Raw genomic sequence first — 24,062 nt, forward strand, 5'->3', positions numbered from 1 at the left:
AGCCCCGGGAAGCGGGGAAGGGGCGGGGGCGGGCCGGGTCAGCCGCGGAGGGCCGCGATCGCTTCGGACAGGGCGGACGGTACGTCCTCGACCAGGGTGTGGTGGCCGTCGCGGACGACGTGGCGGCCGCCGACCACCGTGTGGCGGACGTCCGCGGCGGTGGCGGCGAAGACCGCCGTCTCGGCGCCGAACCGCGGCGGCGGGCCGGCGGTGCGGACGGAGTCCAGCGCGATCGTGGTGAAGTCCGCGAGCGCGCCCGCCTCCAGGCGGCCCGCGTCGGGCAGCCCCAGCGCCGCGTGCCCGTCGCCGGTGGCGGCGGTGAGCAGCGCGTCGGCCGTCCAGTGGCCCCGGGTGCGGCTGCGCAGGCGCTCGTTCAGCTCCATCGCACGGGCCTCTTCGAGCAGGTCGATCACGGCGTGGCTGTCGCTGCCCAGGGAGAGCGGGCTGCCCGCCCGCTGGAGCCGGGTGGCCGGGCCGATGCCGTCGGCGAGGTCGCGTTCGGTGGTGGGGCACATGCAGGTGCCGGTGCCGGTGGCGCCGAGCAGGGCGATGTCCGCGTCCGTGAGGTGGGTGTTGTGGACGCCGGTGGTGCGCGGGCCGAGCACCCCGTGGTCGGCCAGCAGTTGGCTCGGGGTGCGGCCGTGCGCGGCTTGGCAGGCCTCGTTCTCGGCGGTCTGCTCGGAGAGGTGCACGTGCAGCGGGGCCTGCCGCTCCGCGGCCCAGTGGGCGACGGTGGCCAGCTGGTCCGCGGGTACGGCCCGCACCGAGTGGACGGCCGCGCCGATCCGGGCGTGACCGCGGGGCTTGAGGGCCGAGACGCGTGCGGCCCAGGCGTCGGCGGTGCCGTCCGAGAAGCGCCGCTGGTGGGCGTTGGGGGCCTCGCCGAACCCGGACGAGAGGTAGGCGGTGTCGAGGAGGGTGATGCGGATGCCCGCCGCGGCGGCGGCCTCGATCAGGGCCTCGCCCATGGCGTTGGGGTCGGTGTACGGGGTGCCGCCGGGCGCGTGGTGGACGTAGTGGAACTCGCCGACATGGGTGATGCCGGCCAGCGCCATCTCGGCGTACGCGGCGCGGGCGAGCGCGAAGTAGCTGTCGGGGGTGAGGTTCTGGGCGACCTCGTACATGAGCTCGCGCCAGGTCCAGAAGGTGCCGGAGCCGATCTGGACGACGCCGCGCAGGGCCCGGTGGAAGGCGTGGCTGTGCGCGTTGGCCAGGCCCGGGACCGTCAGGCCGCGCAGCGGCTCCGCGCCGGGCGGCGGGCTGGCGACCCCGGTGCGCAGGGCGCCGATCCGCCCGTCCTCGGTGACCTCCAGGGCGACGCCCTGCTCGACGGGGGTGCCACCCGGTGTCGGCCGGGGGCGGGTGCCGAGCCAGGCGTGCTCCAGCCAGTACGTCGTCAGCGGCATGCCAGGCCCTCCAGTACGTCGGCGAGGGCGAGGACACCGGCCACGCAGTCGTCCTCTGCGGCGAACTCCCGCGGGGAGTGGGAGACGCCGGTCGGGTTGCGCACGAACAGCATGGCGGTCGGGACCGCGGCGGAGAGGATTCCGGCGTCGTGTCCCGCCCCGGTGCCCAGGACGGGGACGGACCCGCCCAGGATCCGGTTCATCTCGTCGCGCAGGGCGTGCTCGAACTCGACGACCGGGGTGAAGGACTCCCGGACGATCCCGAGGTCGACGCCATCCTGGTCGGCGCGCTCGCGGGCGGCCTTCTCGATGGCGGTGACGACCGTGTCGAGGGTGGCCTGGTCGGCGGCGCGGGAGTCGAGCCAGCCGCGCACCAGCGACGGAATGGCGTTGACCCCGTTGGGTTCGACGGAGATCTTCCCGAAGGTGGCCACGGCACCGGCGAGGGCCGCCTCCGTACGGGCAGCCAGGACGGTCGCCGCGTACGTCAGCATCGGGTCGCGCCGGTCCACCAGGCGGGTGGTGCCAGCGTGGTTCGCCTCGCCGCGGAAGTCGAACCGCCAGCGGCCGTGCGGCCAGATCGCCGAGGCGATGCCCACCCGGTCCCCGGACAGGTCCAGGGCGCGGCCCTGTTCGACGTGCAGCTCGACGAACGCGCCGATCCGGCCGAGCCGTTCGGGGTCGGCACCGATCGCCTCGGGGTCGTACCCGGCGGCCTCCATGGCCTGCGGCAGGCTGACGCCGTCGGCGTCGCGCAGCTCGTGGGCCTTCTCCTTGGTCAGCTGGCCGGCGGTGAGCCGGGAGCCGACGCAGGCGAGCCCGAAGCGGGCGCCCTCCTCGTCGCCGAAGTTGGTGATGGCCAGCGGCCTGGAGAACTCCGCGCCCCTCCTGCGGAGTTCGTCCAGGGCCGCGAAGGAGGAGACCACGCCGAGGGGGCCGTCGAAGGCCCCGCCGTCGGGGACGGAGTCCAGGTGTGAGCCGGTGACCACGGCGTCCCCGGCGAGGGGGTCGCCGAGCCAGGCCCACTGGTTTCCGTTGCGGTCGGTCTCGTAGGCGAGTCCGCGCGCCTCGGCCTGCTCCTGGAACCAGGTCCGACAGTCGGCGTCGGCCCCGCTCCAGGCGTAGCGGCGGTAGCCGCCGGTGTCGGCGCTGCGGCCGACGGGCGCGAGGTCGGCCCACATCTGGTGGAAGGAAACGCTGGTCACGCGTCGTCGCCCTCGCGCATCGGGACGCGGACCCCGCGCTCGTCGGCGACCGTCTCGGCGATGTCGTAGCCGGCGTCGACGTGGCGGATGACGCCCATGCCCGGGTCGTTGGTGAGGACGCGGCGGATCTTCTCGCCGGCCAGCGCGGTGCCGTCGGCGACCGTCACCTGGCCCGCGTGGATGGAGCGGCCCATGCCGACGCCGCCGCCGTGGTGGATGGAGACCCAGGAGGCGCCGGAGGCGACGTTGACCATGGCGTTGAGCAGCGGCCAGTCGGCGATGGCGTCGGAGCCGTCGAGCATGGCCTCGGTCTCGCGGTACGGGGAGGCCACCGAGCCGCAGTCGAGGTGGTCGCGGCCGATCGCGAGGGGCGCGGCGAGCGTGCCGTCGGCGACCATCTCGTTGAAGCGCTCGCCCGCCTTGTCGCGTTCGCCGTAGCCGAGCCAGCAGATGCGCGCGGGCAGGCCCTGGAAGTGGACGCGCTCGCCGGCCATCTTGATCCAGCGGTGCAGGGACTCGTTCTCGGGGAAGAGTTCGAGCATCGCCTTGTCGGTCTTGTGGATGTCGGAGGCCTCGCCGGACAGGGCGGCCCAGCGGAAGGGACCCTTGCCCTCGCAGAACAGCGGGCGGATGTAGGCCGGGACGAAGCCGGGGAAGGCGAAGGCGCGGTCGTAGCCGGCCAGCTGGGCCTCGCCGCGGATGGAGTTGCCGTAGTCGAAGACCTCGGCGCCGGCGTCCATGAAGCCGACCATGGCCTCGACGTGCTTGGCCATGGACGCGCGGGCCCGGGTGGTGAAGCCGGCCGGGTCCTTGGCCGCGGCGGAGGCCATGTCGTCGAAGTCGACGCCGACGGGCAGGTAGGACAGCGGGTCGTGGGCGGAGGTCTGGTCCGTCACGATGTCGATCGGGGCGCCCTCGGCGAGCATCTGCGGGAGCAGTTCGGCGGCGTTGCCGAGCAGGCCGATGGAGAGCGGCTTGCGGGCGTCGCGGGCCTCGACGGCCAGCTGGAGGGCGTGGCGCAGGTCGTCGGCCTTGACGTCCAGGTAGCGGTGCTCGATGCGGCGCTCGATGGCGCGCGGGTCGACGTCGATGCAGATGGCGACGCCGTCGTTCATCGTGACGGCCAGCGGCTGGGCGCCGCCCATGCCGCCGAGGCCGGCGGTGAGGGTGATCGTACCGGCGAGGGTGCCGCCGAACTTCTTGGCCGCGACGGCTGCGAAGGTCTCGTAGGTGCCCTGGAGGATGCCCTGGGTGCCGATGTAGATCCACGAGCCGGCGGTCATCTGACCGTACATGGTCAGGCCGAGGTGCTCCAGGCGGCGGAACTCCTCCCAGTTGGCCCAGTCGCCGACCAGGTTGGAGTTGGCGAGCAGGACGCGCGGCGCCCACTCGTGGGTCTGCATGACGCCGACCGGGCGGCCGGACTGGACGAGCATCGTCTCGTCCTGCTTGAGGGTCCGCAGGGTGCGGACCATGGCGTCGTAGGAGCGCCAGTCGCGGGCCGCCTTGCCGGTGCCGCCGTAGACGACCAGCTTGTCGGGGTGCTCGGCGACCTCGGGGTCGAGGTTGTTCTGGAGCATCCGCAGCGCGGCCTCCTGCTGCCATCCCAGGGCGCTGAGCTCGGTGCCGCGCGCGGCGCGTACGGGGCGGGGTCCTGACATGGCGGGTGCCTCCTCCGATGTGGTTGATTTCATTCACATACTCGCTCTCTGAATAGATTCAGTCAACAGCTGCGGTCGGCCACGCCGGATGATGGGATGGCTGACATGGCCGCAGACACGGAGGGCGAGGGCGCCGCCGAGCGCCGGGATCTGGTCGTACGGGCCGCCGTCGAGCAGGGGCTGGTGGGCGGCGCCGACTCCTCGGAGCCCCTGGTCTGTCTGCTGGACACCGACCGGATCAGGGCCTCGGCCGCCGCCCTGACCCACGCCTTCGCGGATGCCCTGGCACCCGGTACGGCCGTCCTGCACGCCTTCGCGGTGAAGGCCGCCCCGCTCGTCCCGGTGCTGCGGCTGCTCGCCGACGCCGGGCTCGGCTGCGAGGTCGCCAGCCCCGGCGAGCTGGCACTGGCCCGAGCCGCCGGGGTCCCCGCCGCCCGCACCGTCCTGGACTCCCCCGCCAAGACCACGGCCGAGCTGCGCGAGGCACTGGCACTGGGCATCGCCGTCAACGCCGACAACGGCCAGGAGCTGGAACGCCTCGACGCCCTCGTCGCCGCGGCGCCCACGACGTCACCGATCGGCGTCCGGATCAACCCGCAGACCGGCGCGGGCGCCGTCGCCGCGCTGTCGACGGCGACGTCGACCTCGAAGTTCGGCGTCGCCCTGCGCGATCCCGGGGCGCGCGAGTGGCTCGTACGGGCCTTCCTGGACCGGCCGTGGCTGACCCGCCTGCACATCCACTCGGGCTCGCAGGGCGTCCCACTGGAGCTGATCGCGCAGGGCGTGCGGGACCTGCACGTGCTGGCCGAGGAGATCAACGCGGCGGCCGGGCGGCGCCGGATCGACACCCTCGACATCGGCGGCGGGCTCCCGGTCAACTTCGCCTCCGACGAGGTGACCCCGACCTACGCCCGGTACGTGGCCGTCCTGCGCGAGGCGGTACCGGCGCTCTTCGACGGGTCGTACGGTCTGGTCACCGAGTTCGGCCGGTCCCTGCTGGCCAAACACGGCCTGGTGCTGGCCCGGGTGGAGTACACCAAGAGCAGCGGCTCCCGGCCGATCGCGCTCACCCACGCCGGTGTCCAGCTGGCGACCCGCACCGCCTACGCCCCGGCGACCTGGCCGGTGCGGATCCTGCCGTACGACGCGAAGGGGGCCCCGAAGGCCGGCGGCCCGGTGGCGCAGGACGTCGCCGGCCCGGCCTGCTTCGCGGGGGACCTGCTCGCCGCGGCCCGCGAGCTGCCGCCGCTCGCCCCTGGCGACCTGATCGGCATCCCGGACACCGGCGCGTACTTCTTCACGGCCCACTACGGCTACAACAGCCTGCCGCGCCCGGCGGTCCACGGCTTCACGGTGACCCCGCGGGGCCGGGTCCGCTTCAGCCTCGCCAGGCCGGCGCAGTCCGCCGCGGACATCGTGGCGGAGGCGGGCGGCGCCCTGCGCGACGCGCTGCTGTAGCGGGCCGCCGTCTGCGCGGCGCACTGCTGCAGCGGGCCGCCGTCGCGGACGGGCGCGGGCCCCCGCCCCGCCTCACCCGGCCAGGACGGCCGCCAGCGCCGGGGCCAGGCCCGCGACCAGGTCGTCCGGGCTCAGCGCGGTGACCGCGGGCAGCCGCAGCAGGTAGCGGGTCAGGGCCAGGCCCAGCAGCTGGCCGGCGACCAGTCCGGCGACGCGGGCCGCCCGTTCGGGGCCGAGGGCCGCCGCCAGCGCCGGAGCGACCTGCGCCGCGAAGATCTCCCGCATCCGGTCCGCGGCCTGCTCGTTGGTGACCGCCGAGCGCAGCAGCACCAGCAGGGCGTCGTCGGCCGGGTCGCCCTCCCACCGCTGCACGAAGTGGCGCACGAGGACGGCGGGAAGTTCCCCGGCCGGCACGGCGCCCAGATCAGGCAGGCGCAGGTCCACCGCCAGGGCGGCGCCGAAGAGCTGCTCCTTGCTGCCGAAGTACCGCATGACCATCGACGGGTCGATCCCGGCGTCCGAGGCCACCGCCCGGATGGTCGTGCGCTCGTACCCCTGGGCGGCGAACCGCTCGCGCGCGGCGCGCAGGATCACACCCCGGGTCCGGTCGGATGAGCGTCGCTCTGTCATGTCAACAACCGTAGGCCAACAAGCGTGTGCCAACAACCGTTGACATGTGAGCGGGGCAGGCGCATCCTGATGTCAACAGCCGTTGGCCAACAAACGTTGGCATGCCGGAGGAGGCCTTCATGACCAGCACCGCCGCACTCCCGCTCCCCGCCCGCACCGAAGTCGCCGTCGTCGGCGCCGGCCCCACCGGCCTCGCCCTCGCCGTGACTTTGGCCGAGGCCGGCGTCGACTTCGTGCTCCTCGACCGGCAGGGCGAGGGTGCCAACACCTCCCGGGCCGCGGTCGTCCACGCCCGCACCCTGGAGGTCCTCGACGAGCTCGACCCGAGCGGGGCGCTGACCGCCGACCTCGTCGGCCGCGGCCTGCCCGTCTCCCGGTTCCGGATCCGCGACGGCGCCCGCCCGCTCGCGGCCGTCGACTTCGACCGCCTCCCCACGGCCCACCCCTACGCGCTGATGGTTCCCCAGTACGAGACCGAGGCCGTCCTCCTGCGCCGCCTGCGGGCGCTCGGCGGCGACGTCCACCGCCCGTACGAGGTGACCGGCGTCACCCAGGACGCGGACGGGGCCACCCTGACCACCGCCACCGGCGAGACCCTGCGCGCCGCGCACGTCGTCGGCGCCGACGGGATGCACAGCGCGGTCCGCGCGGCCGCGGGCATCGCCTTCGAGGGCAGCGCGTACGGGGAGTCCTTCGTCCTCGCCGACGTGGTCATGGACTGGGCTCCGGGCCCGCGGGAGGTCTCGCTCGTCTTCGGCGCGGCGGGCCTCATGGTGATCGCCCCGCTGCCCGGGGAGACCTCCGGGACCTGCGGGCGCTACCGGATCGTCGCCACTGTCGCCGAGGCCCCCGCCGAGCCGGACCTCGCCTTCGTCCGGGGCCTGCTGGAGGAACGCGTCCCCGACGGGGCGGCCGTCCGCGAACTCGTCTGGTCCTCCCGGTTCCGGATCCACCACCGCGTCGCCGACCGCTACCGCGCCGGGCGCCTGCTCCTCGCCGGGGATGCCGCCCACGTGCACAGCCCGGCCGGCGGGCAGGGCATGAACACCGGCATCCAGGACGGCCACGCCCTCGGCCGCGCCCTGGCCGGCGGCGACCTCGACGGCTACGAGGCCGCGCGCCGCCCCGTGGCCCTGCGCGTGGTGGCCCTCACCGACCGGATGACCCGCGTCGCGACCACCCGGAACGGGGCGCTGCGCGCCGTGCGCAACACCCTGCTGCCCCTGCTCGCCCGCATCCCGGCGCTGCGCGTGCGCCTCGCCACCGAGCTGGCCGAGCTCGACTACCGCTGAGGCTCACTCCACGAACAGCCCCCGGGCCGCGGCCCGGGCGTCGAAGGCCTCCAGCCGGGCCTGGGCGTCGGGCAGGGCGTCCGCCATCGCCTCCAGCAGCACCCGGCCCAGCAGCATCGGCGCGCACGCCGTGTCGAAGGCCAGGCCGGTGCCGACCGGGGCGGGGATCAGGAGGTCGGAGTGGCGGGCCACCGGGGCGAAGGCCGAGTCCGCGACCGTCACCACGGTCAGGCCGGCCTTCCGTGCGCGTTCCAGCGTGTCCACGACCTCCCGCGGGTGGCGGGGCAGCGCGAAGCACAGCAGGGCCGTGGCGCCCTCGTAGAGGGCCGCGTCGATGCGGTCCTCCATCATCGAGCCGCCCTCGTCGAGGAGGCGTACGTCCGGATGCACCTTGGCGGCGAAGTACGCGAACCCACGCGCCTGCGAGGAGGCCGCCCGCAGGCCGAGCACCGGCAGCGGGGTCGAGGCCGCGAGCAGCCGCCCCGCCTCCTCGACCGGCGCGGGGTCGGCGAGCATCTCGGCGAGCTGCCGCAGGTTCTCGATCTCGCCCAGCACGGCCTGCTGGTACTCGTTGGAGGAGTCCTCGCCGGGCGCGGCGGCCCGCTCGGCCGGAGCCACCTCGCGCAGGTGCCTGCGCAGCGCCGGGTAGCCGTCGAAGCCGAGCGCCACGGCGAACCGGGTCACCGAGGGCTGGCTCACCCCGGCCAGCTCGGCGAGCTCGACGCTCGACAGGAACGGGACCTCCGCCGCCCCGCGCACCATGCAGTGCGCGATCCGCCGCTGGGTCGGCGTCAGCCGGTGCCCCTCGAACAGCGCCTGGAGCCGCGCCGCCGGGCTGTCGCTCATACCGTCCCCCTCCGTCCCGGTGATTTATTCAGTCACGGAGCACTCTGCATGCGGTTATGCAGCGGGGCAAGCCGGTGCCCGCGATGCGGATACGGGGGCCAGCCCCAGTGCCGGGGCAGGCGGCCCTTCCTACGGTGAGGGCATGGACACCCACGCCCAAGAGCTGAAGAAGCAACTCGACGCGACCGTGAAGGCCCGGCGGGAGCTGGGACCGGAATACGAGGCCGCACTGGTGGACTCCTTCGTCGAGAAGGTCGACACCCAGGTCAGGCGCCGGCTCGCCGAGGAACGCCTGGCCGCGGCCCGCGGCGCGAGCCCGTACGGCGGCCCGGTGGAGGGCAACTTCGGCGAGCGCTTCGGCTTCGCGATCATCACGCTGGTGCTGGCGATCCCGCTGTCGGCCATCGGCGCCACGCAGGCGGGCTTCAAGGGGCTGGTGGTGGCCTGGGCCGGCATCGTGGGGGTGAACTTCGTCCATGCCGCGCACCTGCGGCGCGCCCGGCCCGTCGAGGCGGACTGACCGCCCCGTCCGGGACGCGGCCTCCGCCGCACACGAGGCGCGCACCTGCGCAGAGGGCGTACGCCGGGGCGTTCGGGGCGATGAGGGCGGGTGCGGGACACCGCAGGGCACGGGCGGCCTTCGAGCGCGGCCGGCGTCGGGAGGCTGCACAGGGGTCCCCGGAAGCGGGCCGGGCCCGGACGAGCGGGAGGTGGTGCGTGGGGACCGCCGCACCCTCGCGGACGAGGGGCGGGACGACGGCGGTCCCCACGCGGGACACGGCCGGGTCAGGGCCGTCCGCGTCCGTGGTGTTCGCCTGTCCGGGAGCCGCTCCGGAGGGTGTGCGAACACCGTCGGTGATGCCGGCCTGGTCCGGTCTCCCGGGCTCCCTGCCGACAACCACCACTGTGCCGGAGCCGTGTTAAGGCCGTGCTGCTGTCACGTGTCCGGCCCGTACCGTTTGCGCGACGGCCGGAAAACGCCGGTGCCCGGGGCGGGCGGCGGGCCGTGGCCCCTCGCCCCGTCCCCGGGCGGGCCGCGGGCTACTTCGAGGTCTTCGCCAGGAAGGCGAGGAGGTCCTGGCGGCTCACCACACCGGTGGGCTTGCCCTCGACCAGCACGATCGCCGCGTCGGCCTCGCCGAGCACCGCCATCAGCTCGGACACCGGCTCGCCCGAGCCGACCTGCGGCAGCGGCGAGCTCATGTGCTTCTCCAGCGGGTCGGAGAGCGAGGCGCGCTGTGCGAACAGCGCCGCGAGCAGCTCCTTCTCGACCACGGAGCCGATGACCTCGGCCGCCATCACGTCGGGGTGGCCGGCGCCGGGCTTGACGATCGGCATCTGGGAGACGCCGTACTCGCGCAGGACCTCGATGGCCTCGCCGACGGTCTCCTCGGGGTGCATGTGGACGAGGGAGGGGATGCCGCCCTCCTTGTCGTCCAGCACGTCGCCGATGCGGGCGGCCGGCCCGGCCTCCTCCAGGAAGCCGTGTCCCGCCATCCACTCGTCGCTGAAGATCTTGCTCATGTAGCCGCGGCCGCTGTCCGGCAGCAGGACGACGACCACGTCGTCCGGGCCGAGGCCCTCGGCGACCTTGAGCGCGGCCACGACGGCCATGCCGCAGGAGCCGCCGACCAGGAGGCCCTCCTCCTTGGCCAGCCGGCGGGTCATCTGGAAGGAGTCCTTGTCGGACACGGCGATGATCTCGTCGGTGACGTTCGGGTCGTAGGCGGTCGGCCAGAAGTCCTCGCCGACACCCTCGACGAGGTAGGGGCGGCCGGAGCCGCCGGAGTAGACCGAGCCCTCCGGGTCGGCGCCGATGACCTTGACCTTCCCGCCGCTGACCTCCTTGAGGTAGTTGCCGGTGCCGGAGATCGTGCCGCCCGTGCCAACGCCCGCGACGAAGTGGGTGATCTTCCCCTCCGTCTGCTCCCACAGCTCCGGACCGGTGGTCTCGTAGTGCGAACGGGGGTTGTTCGGGTTGCTGTACTGGTCGGGCTTCCAGGCACCGGGGGTCTCGCGCACGAGGCGGTCGGACACGTTGTAGTACGAGTCCGGGTGCTCGGGATCGACGGCGGTCGGGCAGACGACCACGTCGGCGCCGTAGGCGCGCAGCACGTTGATCTTGTCCATGGACACCTTGTCAGGGCAGACGAAGATGCACTTGTAGCCCTTCTGCTGGGCCACGATGGCGAGTCCTACCCCCGTGTTGCCGCTGGTCGGCTCCACGATGGTGCCACCGGGCTTGAGGGCTCCGCTCTGCTCGGCGGCCTCGATCATCCGTACGGCGATCCGGTCCTTCACGGATCCACCGGGATTGAAGTACTCGACCTTCGCAAGGACGGTGGCCTGCAGGCCTTCGGTCACACGGTTGAGCTTCACCAGCGGGGTGTTGCCGACGAGGCTGATCATCGAGTCGTGGAATTGCACCATGTTCTCCAAGGAGGGGACTCCACGGGTTCTCCGGGAGGTCCGGCCAGGGTATGCGGAAAGGGATTGACCGACCGCTTGTACGGGGCAGGTAGGGGTCAATGAGACGCGAGGAGGTGGCCTGAGGGATGTCCAGGGCGAGAACAGCCCGCCGGATCGCGGCGGGGGCGGCGTACGGCGGAGGCGGCCTCGGACTCGTCGGGGCCGCCGCGGTCGGGCTGGTGCTGGCGGAGGTGCAGTTCGCCAAACGCACGGTGGGATCCGGGCTCCCGGACCCGCCGCGCGCGGACGGACTGTACGGGAGCGAGTTCGGCGGCCCGGAGCAGAGCCCGGGCCCGCTGCGGCTGGGCATGCTGGGCGATTCCACGGCCGCCGGGCTCGGGGTCCGGCGGGCCCGGCAGACTCCTGCGGCGCTGCTGGCCTCGGGGCTCGCGGCGGTCGCGGAGCGGCCGGTCGAGCTGCGCAACGTCGCCCTGTCGGGTGCCATGTCGGACGACCTGGACCGCCAGGTGGGGCTGCTGCTGGACCCGGACGCACCCCCACCGGACGTTTGCGTGATCATGATCGGCGCGAACGACGTGACCCGCCGGATGCCGCCGACCCAATCGGTGCGGCTGCTGACGTCGGCCGTGCGCCGGCTGCGCCTGGCGGGTTCCGAGGTCGTCGTGGGAACCTGCCCGGACCTGGGCACGATCGAGCCGGTGTACCAGCCGCTGCGCTGGCTCGCGCGCCGGGTGTCCCGGCAACTGGCCGCCGCGCAGACCATAGGAGTGGTCGCGCTGGGCGCCCGTACGGTCTCGATGGGGGACCTGCTGGGCCCCGAGTTCGCCGCGAACCCGCGCGAGATGTTCGGCCCGGACTCCTATCACCCGTCGGCGGAGGGCTACGCGACGGCCGCGATGGCCGTGCTGCCGACGCTGTGCGCCGCGCTCGGGCTGTGGCCGGAGTCGGACCGGCTGGACGTGTCGCGGGACGAGGACATGCTGCCGGTGGCGAAGGCCGCGTCGGCCGCCGCGGGCCAGGCGGGTACCGAGGTCACGGCGGCCCGCGGTCCCTGGGTCCTGCTCAAGCACCGCCGGCGCCGGCGGGTGCCGGGCGAGGATCCGGCCCCCGCCGCCCCGGACACGGCGGAGCTCGCCCCGTAACCGGGCGGTTCCCCACGGCTCACGCCGGGGAGGCGCACCCTTGGGGGGGGCGGCCCCCGGCCGGGGAGGCCGGCCGGAGCGACCGGCATCACACCCCCGGGCCGGTGACCTCGACCATACGGGGCGGTAACTTCGCATCCGGTCCCCGCAACGACGCACCCCTTGGAGTCCCGATGCCCGAAGCCGTCATCGTTTCCACCGCACGCTCTCCCATCGGGCGCGCCGTCAAGGGATCCCTCAAGGACATCCGCCCGGACGACCTGACCGCGACGATCATCCAGGCCGCGCTCGCCAAGGTCCCCGAGCTGGACCCGCGCGCGATCGACGACCTGATGCTGGGCTGCGGCCTCCCGGGCGGCGAGCAGGGCAACAACCTGGCCCGCATCGTGGCCGTGCAGATGGGCATGGACTTCCTCCCGGGCACGACCATCACCCGGTACTGCTCCTCCTCCCTGCAGACCTCGCGGATGGCCCTGCACGCCATCAAGGCGGGCGAGGGCGACGTGTTCATCTCCGCGGGCGTGGAGACGGTGTCGCGCTTCGCGAAGGGCAGCTCGGACTCCTGGCCGGACACCCACAACCCGCTCTTCGCGGACGCGGAGGCCCGTACGGCCGCCGTCGCCGGGAGCGAGGGCTCGTCCTGGCACGACCCCCGCGAGGACGGCCTCGTCCCCGACGCCTACATCTCCATGGGCCAGACCGCGGAGAACCTCGCCCGCCTCAAGGGCGTGACCCGCCAGGACATGGACGAGTTCGGCGTCCGCTCCCAGAACCTGGCCGAGGAAGCCATCAAGAACGGCTTCTGGGCACGCGAGATCACCCCGGTGACCACCCCGGACGGCACGGTGGTCTCCACCGACGACGGCCCGCGCGCCGGTGTGACCCTGGAGGGCGTGCAGGGCCTCAAGCCGGTCTTCCGGCCCGACGGCCTGGTCACGGCCGGCAACTGCTGCCCGCTGAACGACGGCGCCGCCGCGCTGGTCATCATGAGCGACACCAAGGCCCGCGAGCTGGGTCTGACCCCGCTGGCCCGGATCGTCTCCACCGGCGTCACCGGCCTCTCCCCCGAGATCATGGGCCTGGGCCCGGTCGAGGCGTCGAAGCAGGCCCTGAAGCGGGCCGGCCTGACGGTCGGCGACATCGACCTCTTCGAGATCAACGAGGCCTTCGCGGCCCAGGTCATCCCGTCGTACCGGGATCTGGAGATCCCCCTTGAGAAGCTGAACGTCAACGGCGGGGCCATCGCCGTGGGTCACCCCTTCGGGATGACCGGCGCCCGCCTGACCGGCACGCTGATCAACAGCCTGCAGTTCCACGACAAGCAGTTCGGCCTGGAGACGATGTGCGTGGGCGGCGGCCAGGGCATGGCGATGGTCATCGAGCGGCTGAGCTGAGCCGTAGCGGAGGGTAGGGGTCGGCCGAGGAACGAGGTCGGCACCTGCCCGCAGCGGTGGCGAAGCCCAGCGCGACCACAATCCGAAGCGGCTGAGCTGAGCCGTAGCGGAGGGTAGGGGTCGGCCGAGGAACGAGGTCGGCACCTGCCCGCAGCGGTGGCGAAGCCCAGCGCGACCACAATCCGAAGCGGCTGAGCTGAGCCGTAGCGGAGGGTAGGGGTCGGCCGAGGAACGAGGTCGGCACCTGCCCACAGCGGTGGCGAAGCCCAGCGCGACCACAATCCGAAGCGGCTGAGCTGAGCCGTAGCGGAGGGTAGGGGTCGGCCGAGGAACGAGGTCGGCACCTGCCCGCAGCGGTGGCGAAGCCCAGCGCGACCACAATCCGAAGCGGCTGAGCTGAGCCGGGGTACAGGGTCAGGGCCGCGGCCGACCTTAGCCGAACGTAGGGCTCCGACTACTGGATCAAGAACGGGGTCAGGCGCCGCAAGGGCCCTTGGCCCGTACTGACGCCGTTTCTAATCCGCTCGCGGCCTACCTGTGACCGAATCTCCCCCAGGATGTGACCTATGTCCTGGGGGATCGACGTTTACGCAGGTCAGAACCTGCACAGGGGTGCAAGGTGTGACGAAGGCCCTGTCCATTTCGTGACGTAATGCACTGCACGCCATTCCCAGGCCGGGACACTCTGATGTAGGAAGTCGGGGGATCGAATCACCTCAGGAGTTAGTCAGTGAGCGCCATGTCTCTTGCCCTGCTGCTGACCACGGCCGCTGCCACGGCCGTGGGCGCTGCTGCTCTGCACGCCGTCCACGGTCTGCGCAAGCAGGTCGCCGCCCTGCGCAGTGAGCTGGCGGTGCCGGTCCACGCCCGCGGCACGACCGTCCCGCACGCCCGCAACGCCGTCGAGTCCCCCGCCGCGGAGATACGAGCCGCCGTGGCCGAAGCCCTGGCCGAGGAGCGCGAGCGCGAGCTGGCCGAGGCGCGCGCCTTCTGGGCCGCGCAGGAAGCCCGCGACGCCGCCGACGCGCCTTCGCTGCTGGGCGGGCTGTCCGGGCTCGGCGAGGACAGCCCGGTCTTCCTGCCCCGGCAGGCCGACCTGGTCGGCCTGGAGCCGGTCATGGGTGAGGAGGCGCTGGACGAGCTTCCCGGGTACCCGGAGGACTCCGCAGAGCTGGCCGCCGCCCGCCGGCGCCACCCCTCGCACCCGGACTTCGTACCGGTCCAGGCCTCGCACCCCGGCGCGGACCACGAGCGCACCGTGAACCGCCTGGAGGAGCTCGCCGAGGCCCGTACGGCTCTCGCGGACGTCCGTCCCGGCCCGCTGGGCACGCTCGACGTCTACGTCTTCACCGACGGCACGACGCTGTGCATGACCCCGGGGCACCGGGAGACGGCCGAGCGGCTCGCCGAGGCGCTGCGCTCGGGCACCGCACCGGTGCTGCTGGGCGGCTCGGGGATCTCCGGCGCCTACGCCCTGACCTTCTCCTGCGGCGACTCCGAGGACCCCGACAGCAACGTCTACATCCTCGCGGACCGCGTCATCGCGTCGCTCTGATCTCCGCCTGCTCCACCAGTCGAAGGGCCTCGTCCAGCATCTCGGACGGGGCCTTCGTGCTGCCCCGGGTGCCCGATCCGTCACGCAGGGCCTGGGCGAGGTCGAGTCCGGCCACCGCCACCTGGTCCCCGACGACGAAGATGCCCGCGTCCGGCATCTCGCGCGGCGCCGCACCGGGCGACTCCAGCCGCTGTGCCCGCACGGAGAGCTCGCGGGCCAGCTCCAGCGCCACGGCGGCCGCTCCCTGCTGGAGGCGGCTCTGCGGGGCGGCCCGCAGCCGGTCGGCGAAACGTTCCACGGCGACGCTCAGAGGCGATGTATCAAGCACTCGGCCGACCCTACGCGCCGCCCGGGCACCATTGCCAACGGGCGAACTCTCCGGCACGGTGGCGTGAAGAGAACAGCACGGCAACATTCCGGAGGCGCCCATGTCCGTAGAGTTCTCCGAGCAGACCCACCGCAACATGATCGACAGAATCCCCCAGACCACCGGTCGTGAGGTGTCCGACTGGCTCCGCACCGTTGACGAAGGCCCCTCCCTCGTCCGGTTCGAGGAGAAGGTGAGCTGGCTGCGCGGCGCACACGAGCTGTCGTACGGCCAGGCCAAGGCGATCATCCACGAGTACGACCTGCGCCGGGCCGCACGCCGGTTCGGCTGACCCCCTTCCCCGACCCCCGTGGTCGCTCCACGCACGGGGAAGGCCCCGCGAGCGGTCGCTCGCGGGGCCTTCCCCGTGCCGTGTGGGCCTCACCGCGGGCCGGGCGGCCCGCAGGTGCTCCTAGTCGTCGCCCGAGAGGATCTGGAAGATGCGCAGCATCTCGATGTAGATCCACACCAGGGTCATGGTGAGGCCGAAGGCCGCCAGCCAGGCCTCCTCGCGCGGTGCGCCGTACGCCACGCCGTCCTCGACCTGCTTGAAGTCGAGGGCGAGGAAGCAGGCGCCGAGGATGACGCCGATGGCACCGAACAGCAGGCCGAGGCCGCCGCTGCGGAACCCGAGGCCGTCACCGCCGCCGAAGACCGCGAACAGCATGTTCACGGCCATGAGGAGGACGAAGCCCAGGGCCGCGGCCATCACGAAGCCGTAGAAGCGGCGGGTGACCCGGATCCAGCCCATCTTGTACGCGAAGAGCACGGCGGCGAAGACGCACATCGTGCCCAGCACCGCCTGGATGACCACACCAGCACCGAAGTAGGTGCTGGTGGCCGCGCTGATCACGCCGAGGAACACGCCCTCGAACGCGGCGTAGGCCAGGATCAGGCCCGGGGCGGCCTTCTGCTTGAACGACTGGACCATCGCGAGGACGAACGCCACCAGGGCGGCGCCGATGCCGATCGCGTACGACGTGTTGAGATTGGCCGGGTCGACGGGCAGCAGCACCCAGGAGAGGGTCGCCGTCACGATGAGCGTGCCGAGCGTCATGGCCGTACGGCTCACGACGTCGTCCATGGTCATCGCATGGGTGCGCGCCGGCGCCTGCGGCATACCCGTGGCCGGGTCGGCTGCGTAGGGGTTCGTCGCGTACGGGTTGGTCCCGGCCTGCTGGTGCTGCGCGTCAAAGCCCGCGTAGCCACCGTTGTCGCGGCTGAACCCCCGTCGCGAGAAGACCGGGTTACTGCTCCTCATCTCACTCCTCCGTGGCCACCGAGCGCGGCCTTGCAACAAGAGTAATGTGCTCGCAAAGAAAGCACCCTACTGCTGGAGGAGGATCTTAGGAGAAGCCACGGCGGGGCGCAGGGGATAAAAGCGGCGGCTTCATCGGAGCCGCCAGAAGTCCTCGCCAGAGCTACGGAGTGCCCGGAGCCGGACTTGAACCGGCACGACCCGAAGGCCAGCGAGGTTTAAGCTCGCCGTGTCTGCATTCCACCATCCGGGCAGGGTATGGCGGCCCCCGTGGAAAAAGCCTTGAACGCTGTGCCGAGCCTATCCGGAAGACACTCGCCGCCGACCGGCCGTCCATCCGATGTTGTCTGATTTTATTGGCGCTTGAGGGTACGTCAGGCCCCAGAACGCACGGTCGGCCCGCTCTGGACACCGATCACCACCTGTACGGGAATGACGGGATTTCGACGGCCCGCGCCACCCCGTGCGCCACCCTCCGCGCCACCCCGGGCGCGCCTCCACCGACCAGGGTCCCGTCCCCTCGTGCCGGAGCTCCCGTCATACCAGAGGAGGAGGCGCGGCCGTCCGCCGTCAGTCTGGAGTGGGCCCGGGAACAGGCACGGCGGCTGATCCGGGGCGGGTAAGGGCGAGGTGAGGATGGAGGAGTCCCGCACAACAGACCGAGGAGCCGTCCCGTGACCACCATGAACCACGCCCCGCACACCACTCAGGCCGTGGCCGCCCGCGCCACCGGCCTCTCCAAGGTGTACGGCCAGGGCGAGACCCAGGTGGTCGCCCTCGACAACGTCTCCGTGGACTTCGGCCAGGGACAGTTCACCGCGATCATGGGCCCCTCGGGCTCCGGCAAGTCCACCCTGATGCACTGCGTCGCCGGCCTGGACACCTTCTCCTCGGGCTCCGTCCGCATCGGCGAGACCGAGCTGGGCTCCCTGAAGGACAAGCAGCTCACGCAGCTGCGCCGAGACAAGATCGGCTTCATCTTCCAGGCCTTCAACCTGCTGCCCACGCTGACGGCCCTGGAGAACATCACGCTCCCCATGGACATCGCCGGCCGCAAGCCCGACCAGCAGTGGCTGGACACCGTGGTGGACATGGTGGGCCTCTCCGGCCGCCTGGGCCACCGGCCCACCCAGCTCTCCGGCGGCCAGCAGCAGCGCGTGGCGGTGGCCCGCGCCCTCGCCTCCCGCCCCGAGATCATCTTCGGTGACGAGCCGACCGGAAACCTGGACTCCCGCGCCGGCGCGGAGGTCCTCGGCTTCCTACGCAACTCCGTCCGCGAGCTCGGCCAGACCGTCGTGATGGTCACCCACGACCCCGTCGCCGCCTCCTACGCCGACCGCGTCATCTTCCTCGCCGACGGCCAGATCGTCGCCGAGATGCACGCGCCCACCGCCGACGGCGTGCTGGACCGCATGAAGGCCTTCGACGCCAAGGGCCGTACCAGCTGACGCCGGTCCCGACCCGGCCCTTCCTCCAAGACCTCCAGCCCCAGGACTGAGACCTTCCATGTTCCGTACCGCCCTGCGCAACGTCCTCGCGCACAAGGCCCGGCTGCTGATGACGGTGCTCGCCGTCACCCTCGGCGTCGCCTTCGTATCCGGCACCCTCGTCTTCACCGACACCCTCAAGAAGTCCCTCTCCGGCCAGTCCGCCAAGAGCTACGAGGGCGTCGCCGTCTCGATCACCTCGTACGGCCAGGGCCGCAACGAGCAGGGCGAGAAGGAGGGCGAGCCCGGCCTCAGCCAGCAGACCCTCGACAGGATCAGGGCGCTCCCGGGCGTCGACTCCGTCTCCGGCCGCGTCTCGGGCTTCGCGGGCGTCGGCGACGAGAACGGCCGGCTGATCGGCTCGGGCTGGTCCAACCAGGGCGCCAACTACACGCCCGTCAAGGACGGCAAGGACCCGCACTACGTCTTCACGCAGGGCACCGGCCCGGCGCGGGCCGACGAGGTCGCCCTCGACAAGGAGACCGCCGACCAGGGCGGCTACGCGGTGGGCGACCGGGTCCGCGTCGCCACCAACGGCCCGGTCAAGGAGTACTCCCTCGCCGGCGTCTTCACCACCGAGGACGGCGCCGTCCAGGCCGGCGGCAGCCTGGTGCTCTTCGAGACCAAGGTCGCCCAGGAGCTCTACCTCAAGCCCGGATACTTCACGGAGCTGTCGGTCGCCGCGAAGAACGGCGCCTCCGCCGACAAGCTGCTCGCCGACATCAAGCCGCTGCTCGACAAGAACACCAAGGCGCAGACCGGTGCGGCGCTCGCCGCCGAACAGGCCAAGCAGATCGAGAAGGGCCTCGGCAACCTCAGCACGATGCTGCTCGTCTTCGCCGGCATCTCGCTCTTCGTCGGCATCTTCCTGATCTACAACACCTTCACCATGCTGGTCACCCAGCGCACCAAGGAGCTGGCCCTGCTGCGCGCCGTCGGCGCCCACCGCGGCCAGGTCATGCGCTCCGTCCTCAGCGAGGCCCTCGTCGTCGGCGCCCTGTCGGCCGCCGTCGGCCTGGCGGGCGGCATCGGCCTGGCAGCCGCGATTCGCACCGTCATCGGCTCCCTCGGCGCCAAGCTGCCGGGCGGCGCCCTGGTGATCGCACCGGGCACCGTCATCGCCGCGCTCGTCATCGGCGTCGTCGTCACCACCGTCGCCGCCCTGCTGCCGGCCTGGCGCACCGGCCGGATCGCCCCGGTCGCCGCCATGGGCAGCGCCCACCTGCCGGCCACCTCGAAGTCCCTGCTCGTGCGCAACATCCTCGGCTCGGTCATCAGCCTCGGCGGCATCGGCCTGGTCCTCCTGGGCGTGTCCACGGGCGGCAACACCGGCCGCATGACCATGGGCGGCGGCGCCTTCTTCATGCTGATCGGCATGATCGTGCTGCTGCCGCTGCTCTCCAAGCCGATCATCGGTGCGGTCCGTCCGCTACTGCAGAAGGTGTTCGGCGTCCCCGGCAAGCTGGCCGCCCAGAACGCCGTCCGCAACCCGCGCCGCACCGCCGTCACGGCCGCGTCCCTGGCCATCGGCCTGACCCTGGTCACCACGCTGTCGGTGCTCGGTGTCACCGTCGGCAAGGTCGTCGACCGCATGAGCACCGAGAAGCTCAAGGCCGACTACCGGGTCTCCATGTCCGCCGACGCGGGCAGCCTCGACGAGTCGGTGGCCGAGACCCTGGCCAAGGCCCCCGGTATCAAGGCGGTCTCCCCGCAGTCGGCCGGCTATTTCCTGGTCGACGGCGACTTCCGGTCCGCCTCCGGCGTCGACCCGGCCACCATCGGTCAGCTCCTCAACATCGAGGTGCTCAGCGGCTCGCTCGACAGCCTCGGCAAGGGCGAGGTCGCCGTCGCCGAGAAGACGGCCAGGAAGCAGAACCTCACCGTCGGCACCGCGCTCAAGGTGAAGTACGACGACGGCCGGGAAGCGTCCGTCAAGGTCGGCGCGGTCTTCAAGGACATGGACGGGCTGCTCTCCCCCTACGTCATCGACAACAGGATCCTCACCGAGCACAGCGAGGACATGTACATCCCCGAGGTGTACGTCAACGTCGACGGCGGCGCCTCCAAGGCCGCCCAGCAGAAGGTCGTCGACGCCCTCGGCAAGAACCCGGCCATCACCGTCGCCACCCAGCAGGACATGCGCAACGAGATGGGCGGCATGATCAACACGATGCTGAACATCATGTACGGCCTGCTCGGCATGGCCCTGGTCATCTCGGTGCTCGGCGTGGTCAACACCCTGGCCATGTCCGTCTTCGAGCGGACCCAGGAGATCGGCATGCTGCGGGCCATCGGCCTCGACCGAAGCCGCGTCAAGAACATGATCCGCCTTGAGGCCGTGGTCATCTCGCTCTTCGGTGCCGCCCTCGGCGTCGTCATCGGCGTCTTCCTCGCCTGGGCCGTCGGCTCCACGCTGGCCAACGCCATGCCCGGCTACGCGTTGGTCCTCCCGTGGGACCGGATCGGGATCTTCCTCCTGCTGGCCGCCGTGGTCGGCGTCCTGGCCGCCATGTGGCCGGCCCGCAGCGCCGCCCGCCTGAACATGCTGACCGCCATCAAGACCGAGTAGCGGGACGCGGAACGCGGACACGGGAGGGCCCCGGGGCGGCACGACGCGCCCCGGGGCCCTCCCGTCGTCCGTGCAGGAACGATCCGGCCGCGATCCGCCGGGGAGTCCCTAAGCCGGCTGCGCACCCCAGGTCCGCAGCCGCAACGGCAGCCCCGAGTCCCCGCGCGGCGCGGAGCGCACGGCGAGCACCTGGTTGACCCCCAGGCGGCCCCGTTCGAAGCCGAGCGCGGAGGCGGCCATGTAGAGCTGCCAGACCCGGGCCCGGCCGGCCGAGGTGAGCGCCACGGCCTCGTCCCAGTGCTGCTCCAGCCGCGCCACCCAGGCCCGCAGGGTCAGGGCGTAGTGCTCGCGCAGCGCCTCGACGTCGCGGACCTCGAATCCGGCCCGCTCCAGCTCGCCGACCGTGGTGCCGACCGGGGTGAGTTCGCCGTCGGGGAAGACGTACGCGTCGATGAACGCGTCCACCCGGTAGGCCGCCTCGTCCGCCTCCGGGGGGCGGGCGATCTGGTGGTTGAGCAACAGGCCGCCCGGGCGCAGCAGGGCGTGCAGGGTGCGCGCGTAGTCGCGGTAGCGCTCGGCGCCGACGTGTTCGGCCATCCCGATGGAGGAAATCGCGTCGTAGGGGCCGTCCTTGACGTCCCGGTAGTCCTGGATCCGGATCTCGACCAGATCGGCCAGGCCCTCGTCCGCGGCCTTCTTGCGGGCGTACAGGGCCTGTTCGCGCGAGAGCGTGACCCCGGTGACGCGCGCTCCGTACGCGCGGGCCGCGTGCAGGGCCATGGAGCCCCAGCCGCAGCCGACGTCGAGGAGCCGGTCCCCGGGCTTGAGGCCGAGCTTGCGGCAGACCAGGTCGAGCTTGTCGTGCTGGGCCCGTTCCAGGGTCGAGCCGGGCGTCCAGTAGGCGCAGGAGTACACCATGGAGGGGCCGAGGACCCGCTCGTAGAAGGCGTTGCCGACGTCGTAGTGGTGGCTGATGGCTTGCCGGTCGCGGCGCCTGGTGTGCCGGGGGCCGCCGCGCCGGGCCGCCTCCTCCGCGGGCGGCGCGGGCGCCGGCCAGGGCCTGGCCAGGGCGACGAGGTCCCGCACGGCGCTCCGCGCCTCGGCGTCGCCCAGCAGCGCCGCGGTGGCCGCCGCGGTGTCCGCGGCGGCGGAGACCCTCCGGGGCAGGCGCGGGCGCAGCGCGCCCGGGCGGGAGGCGGGCGGGGCGGCGGGCTCCCGGTCCCGCTGCCAGAGCACGCCCCCCACCCGGTCCAACAGCTCGAACAGGTCGCCTTCGACGGTCAGGTCGCCGGCCACCCAGGCCCGGGCCAGGCCCAGCTCCCCGGGCTTCCACAGGATCCGGCGCAGGGCGCGGCGGCCCCGGACGACGAGCACGGGACCGTCGGGCGGCCCGGCCTCGGTTCCGTCCCACGCGCGGATGCGCACGGGCAGGGGGCCGCCCAGCAGGGTCTCGGCAAGAGCGGCCAGCCGCGGAGCGGCGTCGGTCATGGCGCACCTCCACAAAGTTCCGACCCATCCGTCTACCCCTCCACGGCCCCGGGTACGCCGAAGGGGCCGCCCGCACCACGGATGGCGGGCGGCCCCTTCGGGGTCGTACATGCGGCCGGCTCAGCGGCCGGGCTCCCGGCGCAGGGTCAGGAGGCCTTGGCCTTCTCGGCCGGGGCAGCGGCGGCGGCCGGGGCCGGCGCCGGCTTGGCGGCCTCGTAGAACTCCTCGCGCGGGGTCTCCAGCGCGCCGAGGGAGACGACCTCGCGCTTGAGGAACATGCCGAGGGTCCAGTCGGCGAAGACGCGGATCTTGCGGTTCCAGGTCGGCATGGCCATGCCGTGGTAGCCACGGTGCATGTACCAGGCGAGCCGGCCCTTGAGCTTGATCTTCATCTTGCCCATGACGATCATCGCCACGCCCTTGTGGAGGCCGAGGCCCGCCACAGCACCCTTGTTGGAGTGCGCGTACTCGGCCTGCGGGAAGCCCCGCATGCCCGAGACCACGTTGTCGCCGAGGACCTTGGCCTGGCGCAGCGCGTGCTGGGCGTTCGGCGGGCACCAGGCGTTCTCGACGCCGGCCTTGCGGGCGGCGACGTCCGGGACCTGGGCGTTGTCGCCCGCGGCCCAGATGTAGTCGGTGCCCTGGACCTGGAGGGTCGGGGCGGTGTCGACGTGGCCGCGCGGGCCCAGCGGCAGGCCGAAGCGGGCCAGCGCCGGGTTGGGCTTGACGCCGGCGGTCCACACGATGGTGTTGGAGTCGACCTCAAGGCCGTTCTTCAGCACCACGTGGCCGTCCACGCAGGAGTCCATGGAGGTGTTGAGGTAGATCTCGATGCCGCGGGACTCAAGGTGCTCGCGGCCCCAGGTGCCGAGCTTGGGCCCGACCTCGGGGAGGATCTTGTCGGCCGCGTCGACCAGGATGAAGCGCATGTCCTCGCGCTTGATCGTGGAGTAGTACTTCGCGGCGTCGCGGGCCATGTCCTCGACCTCGCCGATCGTCTCGGCCCCGGCGAAGCCGCCGCCGACGAAGACGAAGGTGAGGGCCTTGCGGCGGACGTTCTCGTCCGTCGTGGACTCGGCCTTGTCGAGCTGCTCCAGCACGTGGTTGCGCAGGCCGATGCCCTCCTCGACGCCCTTCATGCCGATGCCCTGCTCTGCGAGACCGGGGATCGGGAAGGTGCGGGAGACGGCGCCGAGGGCGATCACCAGGTAGTCGAAGGGCAGCTCGTACGCCTCGCCGACCAGCGGCGTGACGACGGCGACCTTGCGGTCCTGGTCGATGGTGGTGACCCGGCCGGTGAGGACCTCAGCCTTGGGCAGCACGCGTCGCAGCGGGACGACGACGTGCCGCGGCGAGATGCTGCCTGCGGCCACTTCGGGGAGGAAGGGCTGGTAGGTCATGTACGAGCGCGGGTCGACGACCGTGACGGTCGCCTCGCCGTAGCGCATCTTCTTCATGATGCGCTTGGCTGCGTACAGGCCTACGTACCCACCTCCTACAACGAGGATCCTGGGACGCTCCGTGGTGCTCATGAGAACGAGTATCCAGCACCCATTGGGGTGTTGCTCGTGAGCCCCTTCACAAGGACCGAGAGGGCCTCTGCTACACTCCGCCGCCCACGTGACGGACGTCATGACGCGCAACGGGAACCAAGAGGTGTCGGGAGTCGTTGTTCACCCGTCCTGAACTGGCCTCCGAGGCTTTGACCGGAGTAGACCACCGGGTTTCGTCCTTATCTCCGACACGGAACCCGCCGCCTCCGCCGATCACACGAACGCGCGACAAAAGGGACCCCGAGGCCTCCGGAAGGCCCCGAAGGGCCCTTCCGGTGACCCAGTCGCACCCTTTTCCTTGTGAAGAACTTCACGAACTTT

19 protein-coding genes and 1 tRNA gene are annotated in these 24,062 nt (G+C 72.3%); 9 read left to right on the top strand and 11 right to left on the bottom strand.

Going from position 1 to position 24,062, the window contains the following annotated elements:
• Nucleotides 1-38: 38 nt before the first annotated feature.
• Genes R4Z63_RS12345 through hutU form a run of 3 tightly spaced genes read right to left on the bottom strand, consistent with a single transcriptional unit; the run spans nucleotide 39 to nucleotide 4,272 of the window.
• A complete protein-coding gene (locus tag R4Z63_RS12345; protein WP_384447966.1) occupies nucleotides 39-1,406 on the bottom strand; it encodes a formimidoylglutamate deiminase in 1,368 nt (455 codons plus the stop codon).
• Nucleotides 1,397-2,587, bottom strand: a complete 1,191-nt coding sequence (locus R4Z63_RS12350) for an allantoate amidohydrolase (protein WP_037925559.1) — start codon at nucleotides 2,585-2,587, stop codon at nucleotides 1,397-1,399. The genes R4Z63_RS12345 and R4Z63_RS12350 overlap by 10 nt, the downstream gene beginning before the upstream one ends.
• 20 nt (nucleotides 2,588-2,607) lie before the next feature.
• Nucleotides 2,608-4,272 carry a urocanate hydratase gene (hutU, locus tag R4Z63_RS12355; protein ID WP_037925282.1) on the bottom strand — a complete coding sequence of 555 codons (1,665 nt, stop codon included), beginning with the start codon at nucleotides 4,270-4,272 and terminating at the stop codon, nucleotides 2,608-2,610.
• A gap of 105 nt (nucleotides 4,273-4,377) precedes the next feature.
• Here hutU and R4Z63_RS12360 point away from each other — a divergent pair, with 105 nt between their 5' ends.
• On the top strand, nucleotides 4,378-5,730 hold the full coding sequence (locus tag R4Z63_RS12360) for a type III PLP-dependent enzyme domain-containing protein (RefSeq protein WP_037925557.1): 1,353 nt from the start codon (nucleotides 4,378-4,380) through the stop codon (nucleotides 5,728-5,730).
• Between the two features lie 72 nt (nucleotides 5,731-5,802).
• Here the strand turns inward: R4Z63_RS12360 and R4Z63_RS12365 are convergent, their stop codons facing one another.
• Nucleotides 5,803-6,360 carry a TetR/AcrR family transcriptional regulator gene (locus R4Z63_RS12365; protein WP_037925280.1) on the bottom strand — a complete coding sequence of 186 codons (558 nt, stop codon included), beginning with the start codon at nucleotides 6,358-6,360 and terminating at the stop codon, nucleotides 5,803-5,805.
• A gap of 119 nt (nucleotides 6,361-6,479) precedes the next feature.
• Here R4Z63_RS12365 and R4Z63_RS12370 point away from each other — a divergent pair, with 119 nt between their 5' ends.
• On the top strand, nucleotides 6,480-7,652 hold the full coding sequence (locus tag R4Z63_RS12370) for an FAD-dependent oxidoreductase (RefSeq protein WP_384447970.1): 1,173 nt from the start codon (nucleotides 6,480-6,482) through the stop codon (nucleotides 7,650-7,652).
• A 3-nt stretch (nucleotides 7,653-7,655) separates the two neighbouring features.
• On the opposite strand, the gene R4Z63_RS12375 is transcribed toward R4Z63_RS12370, so the two are convergent.
• Nucleotides 7,656-8,498: a MurR/RpiR family transcriptional regulator gene (locus tag R4Z63_RS12375; protein ID WP_037925278.1), complete on the bottom strand. Its 843-nt coding sequence runs from the start codon at nucleotides 8,496-8,498 to the stop codon at nucleotides 7,656-7,658.
• A 142-nt stretch (nucleotides 8,499-8,640) separates the two neighbouring features.
• On the opposite strand from R4Z63_RS12375, the gene R4Z63_RS12380 reads away from it, so the two are divergent.
• Nucleotides 8,641-9,018 (top strand): hypothetical protein, encoded by a 378-nt coding sequence (locus R4Z63_RS12380; RefSeq protein WP_384447974.1) that lies wholly within the window; start codon nucleotides 8,641-8,643, stop codon nucleotides 9,016-9,018.
• 521 nt (nucleotides 9,019-9,539) lie between these two features.
• Here R4Z63_RS12380 and R4Z63_RS12385 read toward each other — a convergent pair.
• Nucleotides 9,540-10,925 (bottom strand): cystathionine beta-synthase, encoded by a 1,386-nt coding sequence (locus R4Z63_RS12385; RefSeq protein WP_384448055.1) that lies wholly within the window; start codon nucleotides 10,923-10,925, stop codon nucleotides 9,540-9,542.
• 128 nt (nucleotides 10,926-11,053) lie between these two features.
• Between R4Z63_RS12385 and R4Z63_RS12390 the strand changes: the two genes are divergently transcribed.
• The 3 genes from R4Z63_RS12390 to R4Z63_RS12400 all read left to right on the top strand — a co-directional run bounded on the left by R4Z63_RS12390 (nucleotide 11,054) and on the right by R4Z63_RS12400 (nucleotide 15,019).
• Nucleotides 11,054-12,070, top strand: a complete 1,017-nt coding sequence (locus tag R4Z63_RS12390; RefSeq protein ID WP_037925274.1) for an SGNH/GDSL hydrolase family protein — start codon at nucleotides 11,054-11,056, stop codon at nucleotides 12,068-12,070.
• A 173-nt stretch (nucleotides 12,071-12,243) separates the two neighbouring features.
• Nucleotides 12,244-13,464: an acetyl-CoA C-acetyltransferase gene (locus R4Z63_RS12395; protein ID WP_384447977.1), complete on the top strand. Its 1,221-nt coding sequence runs from the start codon at nucleotides 12,244-12,246 to the stop codon at nucleotides 13,462-13,464.
• Between the two features lie 739 nt (nucleotides 13,465-14,203).
• Complete coding sequence (locus R4Z63_RS12400) at nucleotides 14,204-15,019, top strand: hypothetical protein (RefSeq protein ID WP_063890629.1); 816 nt, start codon at nucleotides 14,204-14,206, stop codon at nucleotides 15,017-15,019.
• Here the strand turns inward: R4Z63_RS12400 and R4Z63_RS12405 are convergent.
• On the bottom strand, nucleotides 15,003-15,347 hold the full coding sequence (locus R4Z63_RS12405; protein ID WP_037925267.1) for a hypothetical protein: 345 nt from the start codon (nucleotides 15,345-15,347) through the stop codon (nucleotides 15,003-15,005). The two genes, R4Z63_RS12400 and R4Z63_RS12405, sit on opposite strands and share 17 nt — an antisense overlap.
• A gap of 100 nt (nucleotides 15,348-15,447) precedes the next feature.
• Here R4Z63_RS12405 and R4Z63_RS12410 point away from each other — a divergent pair, with 100 nt between their 5' ends.
• Complete coding sequence (locus tag R4Z63_RS12410) at nucleotides 15,448-15,678, top strand: DUF4287 domain-containing protein (protein ID WP_030716449.1); 231 nt, start codon at nucleotides 15,448-15,450, stop codon at nucleotides 15,676-15,678.
• A 120-nt stretch (nucleotides 15,679-15,798) separates the two neighbouring features.
• On the opposite strand, the gene R4Z63_RS12415 is transcribed toward R4Z63_RS12410, so the two are convergent.
• On the bottom strand, nucleotides 15,799-16,647 hold the full coding sequence (locus tag R4Z63_RS12415) for a Bax inhibitor-1/YccA family protein (protein WP_384447981.1): 849 nt from the start codon (nucleotides 16,645-16,647) through the stop codon (nucleotides 15,799-15,801).
• 168 nt (nucleotides 16,648-16,815) lie between these two features.
• A tRNA-Leu gene (locus R4Z63_RS12420) sits at nucleotides 16,816-16,897 on the bottom strand.
• Between the two features lie 430 nt (nucleotides 16,898-17,327).
• Between R4Z63_RS12420 and R4Z63_RS12425 the strand changes: the two genes are divergently transcribed.
• Nucleotides 17,328-18,092, top strand: coding sequence for an ABC transporter ATP-binding protein (locus R4Z63_RS12425; RefSeq protein WP_106967647.1), 765 nt, complete (start codon nucleotides 17,328-17,330; stop codon nucleotides 18,090-18,092).
• A 58-nt stretch (nucleotides 18,093-18,150) separates the two neighbouring features.
• Entirely contained in the window at nucleotides 18,151-20,700 is a 2,550-nt protein-coding gene (locus R4Z63_RS12430; RefSeq protein ID WP_384447984.1) for an ABC transporter permease, read from the top strand.
• 108 nt (nucleotides 20,701-20,808) lie between these two features.
• On the opposite strand, the gene R4Z63_RS12435 is transcribed toward R4Z63_RS12430, so the two are convergent.
• Nucleotides 20,809-22,188, bottom strand: coding sequence for a class I SAM-dependent methyltransferase (locus tag R4Z63_RS12435; RefSeq protein ID WP_384447987.1), 1,380 nt, complete (start codon nucleotides 22,186-22,188; stop codon nucleotides 20,809-20,811).
• A 146-nt stretch (nucleotides 22,189-22,334) separates the two neighbouring features.
• Entirely contained in the window at nucleotides 22,335-23,720 is a 1,386-nt protein-coding gene (locus R4Z63_RS12440; RefSeq protein ID WP_037925256.1) for an NAD(P)/FAD-dependent oxidoreductase, read from the bottom strand.
• Between the last annotated feature and the right edge of the window lie 342 nt (nucleotides 23,721-24,062).

It is taken from the genome of Streptomyces sp. PL-29, from assembly GCF_058344425.1.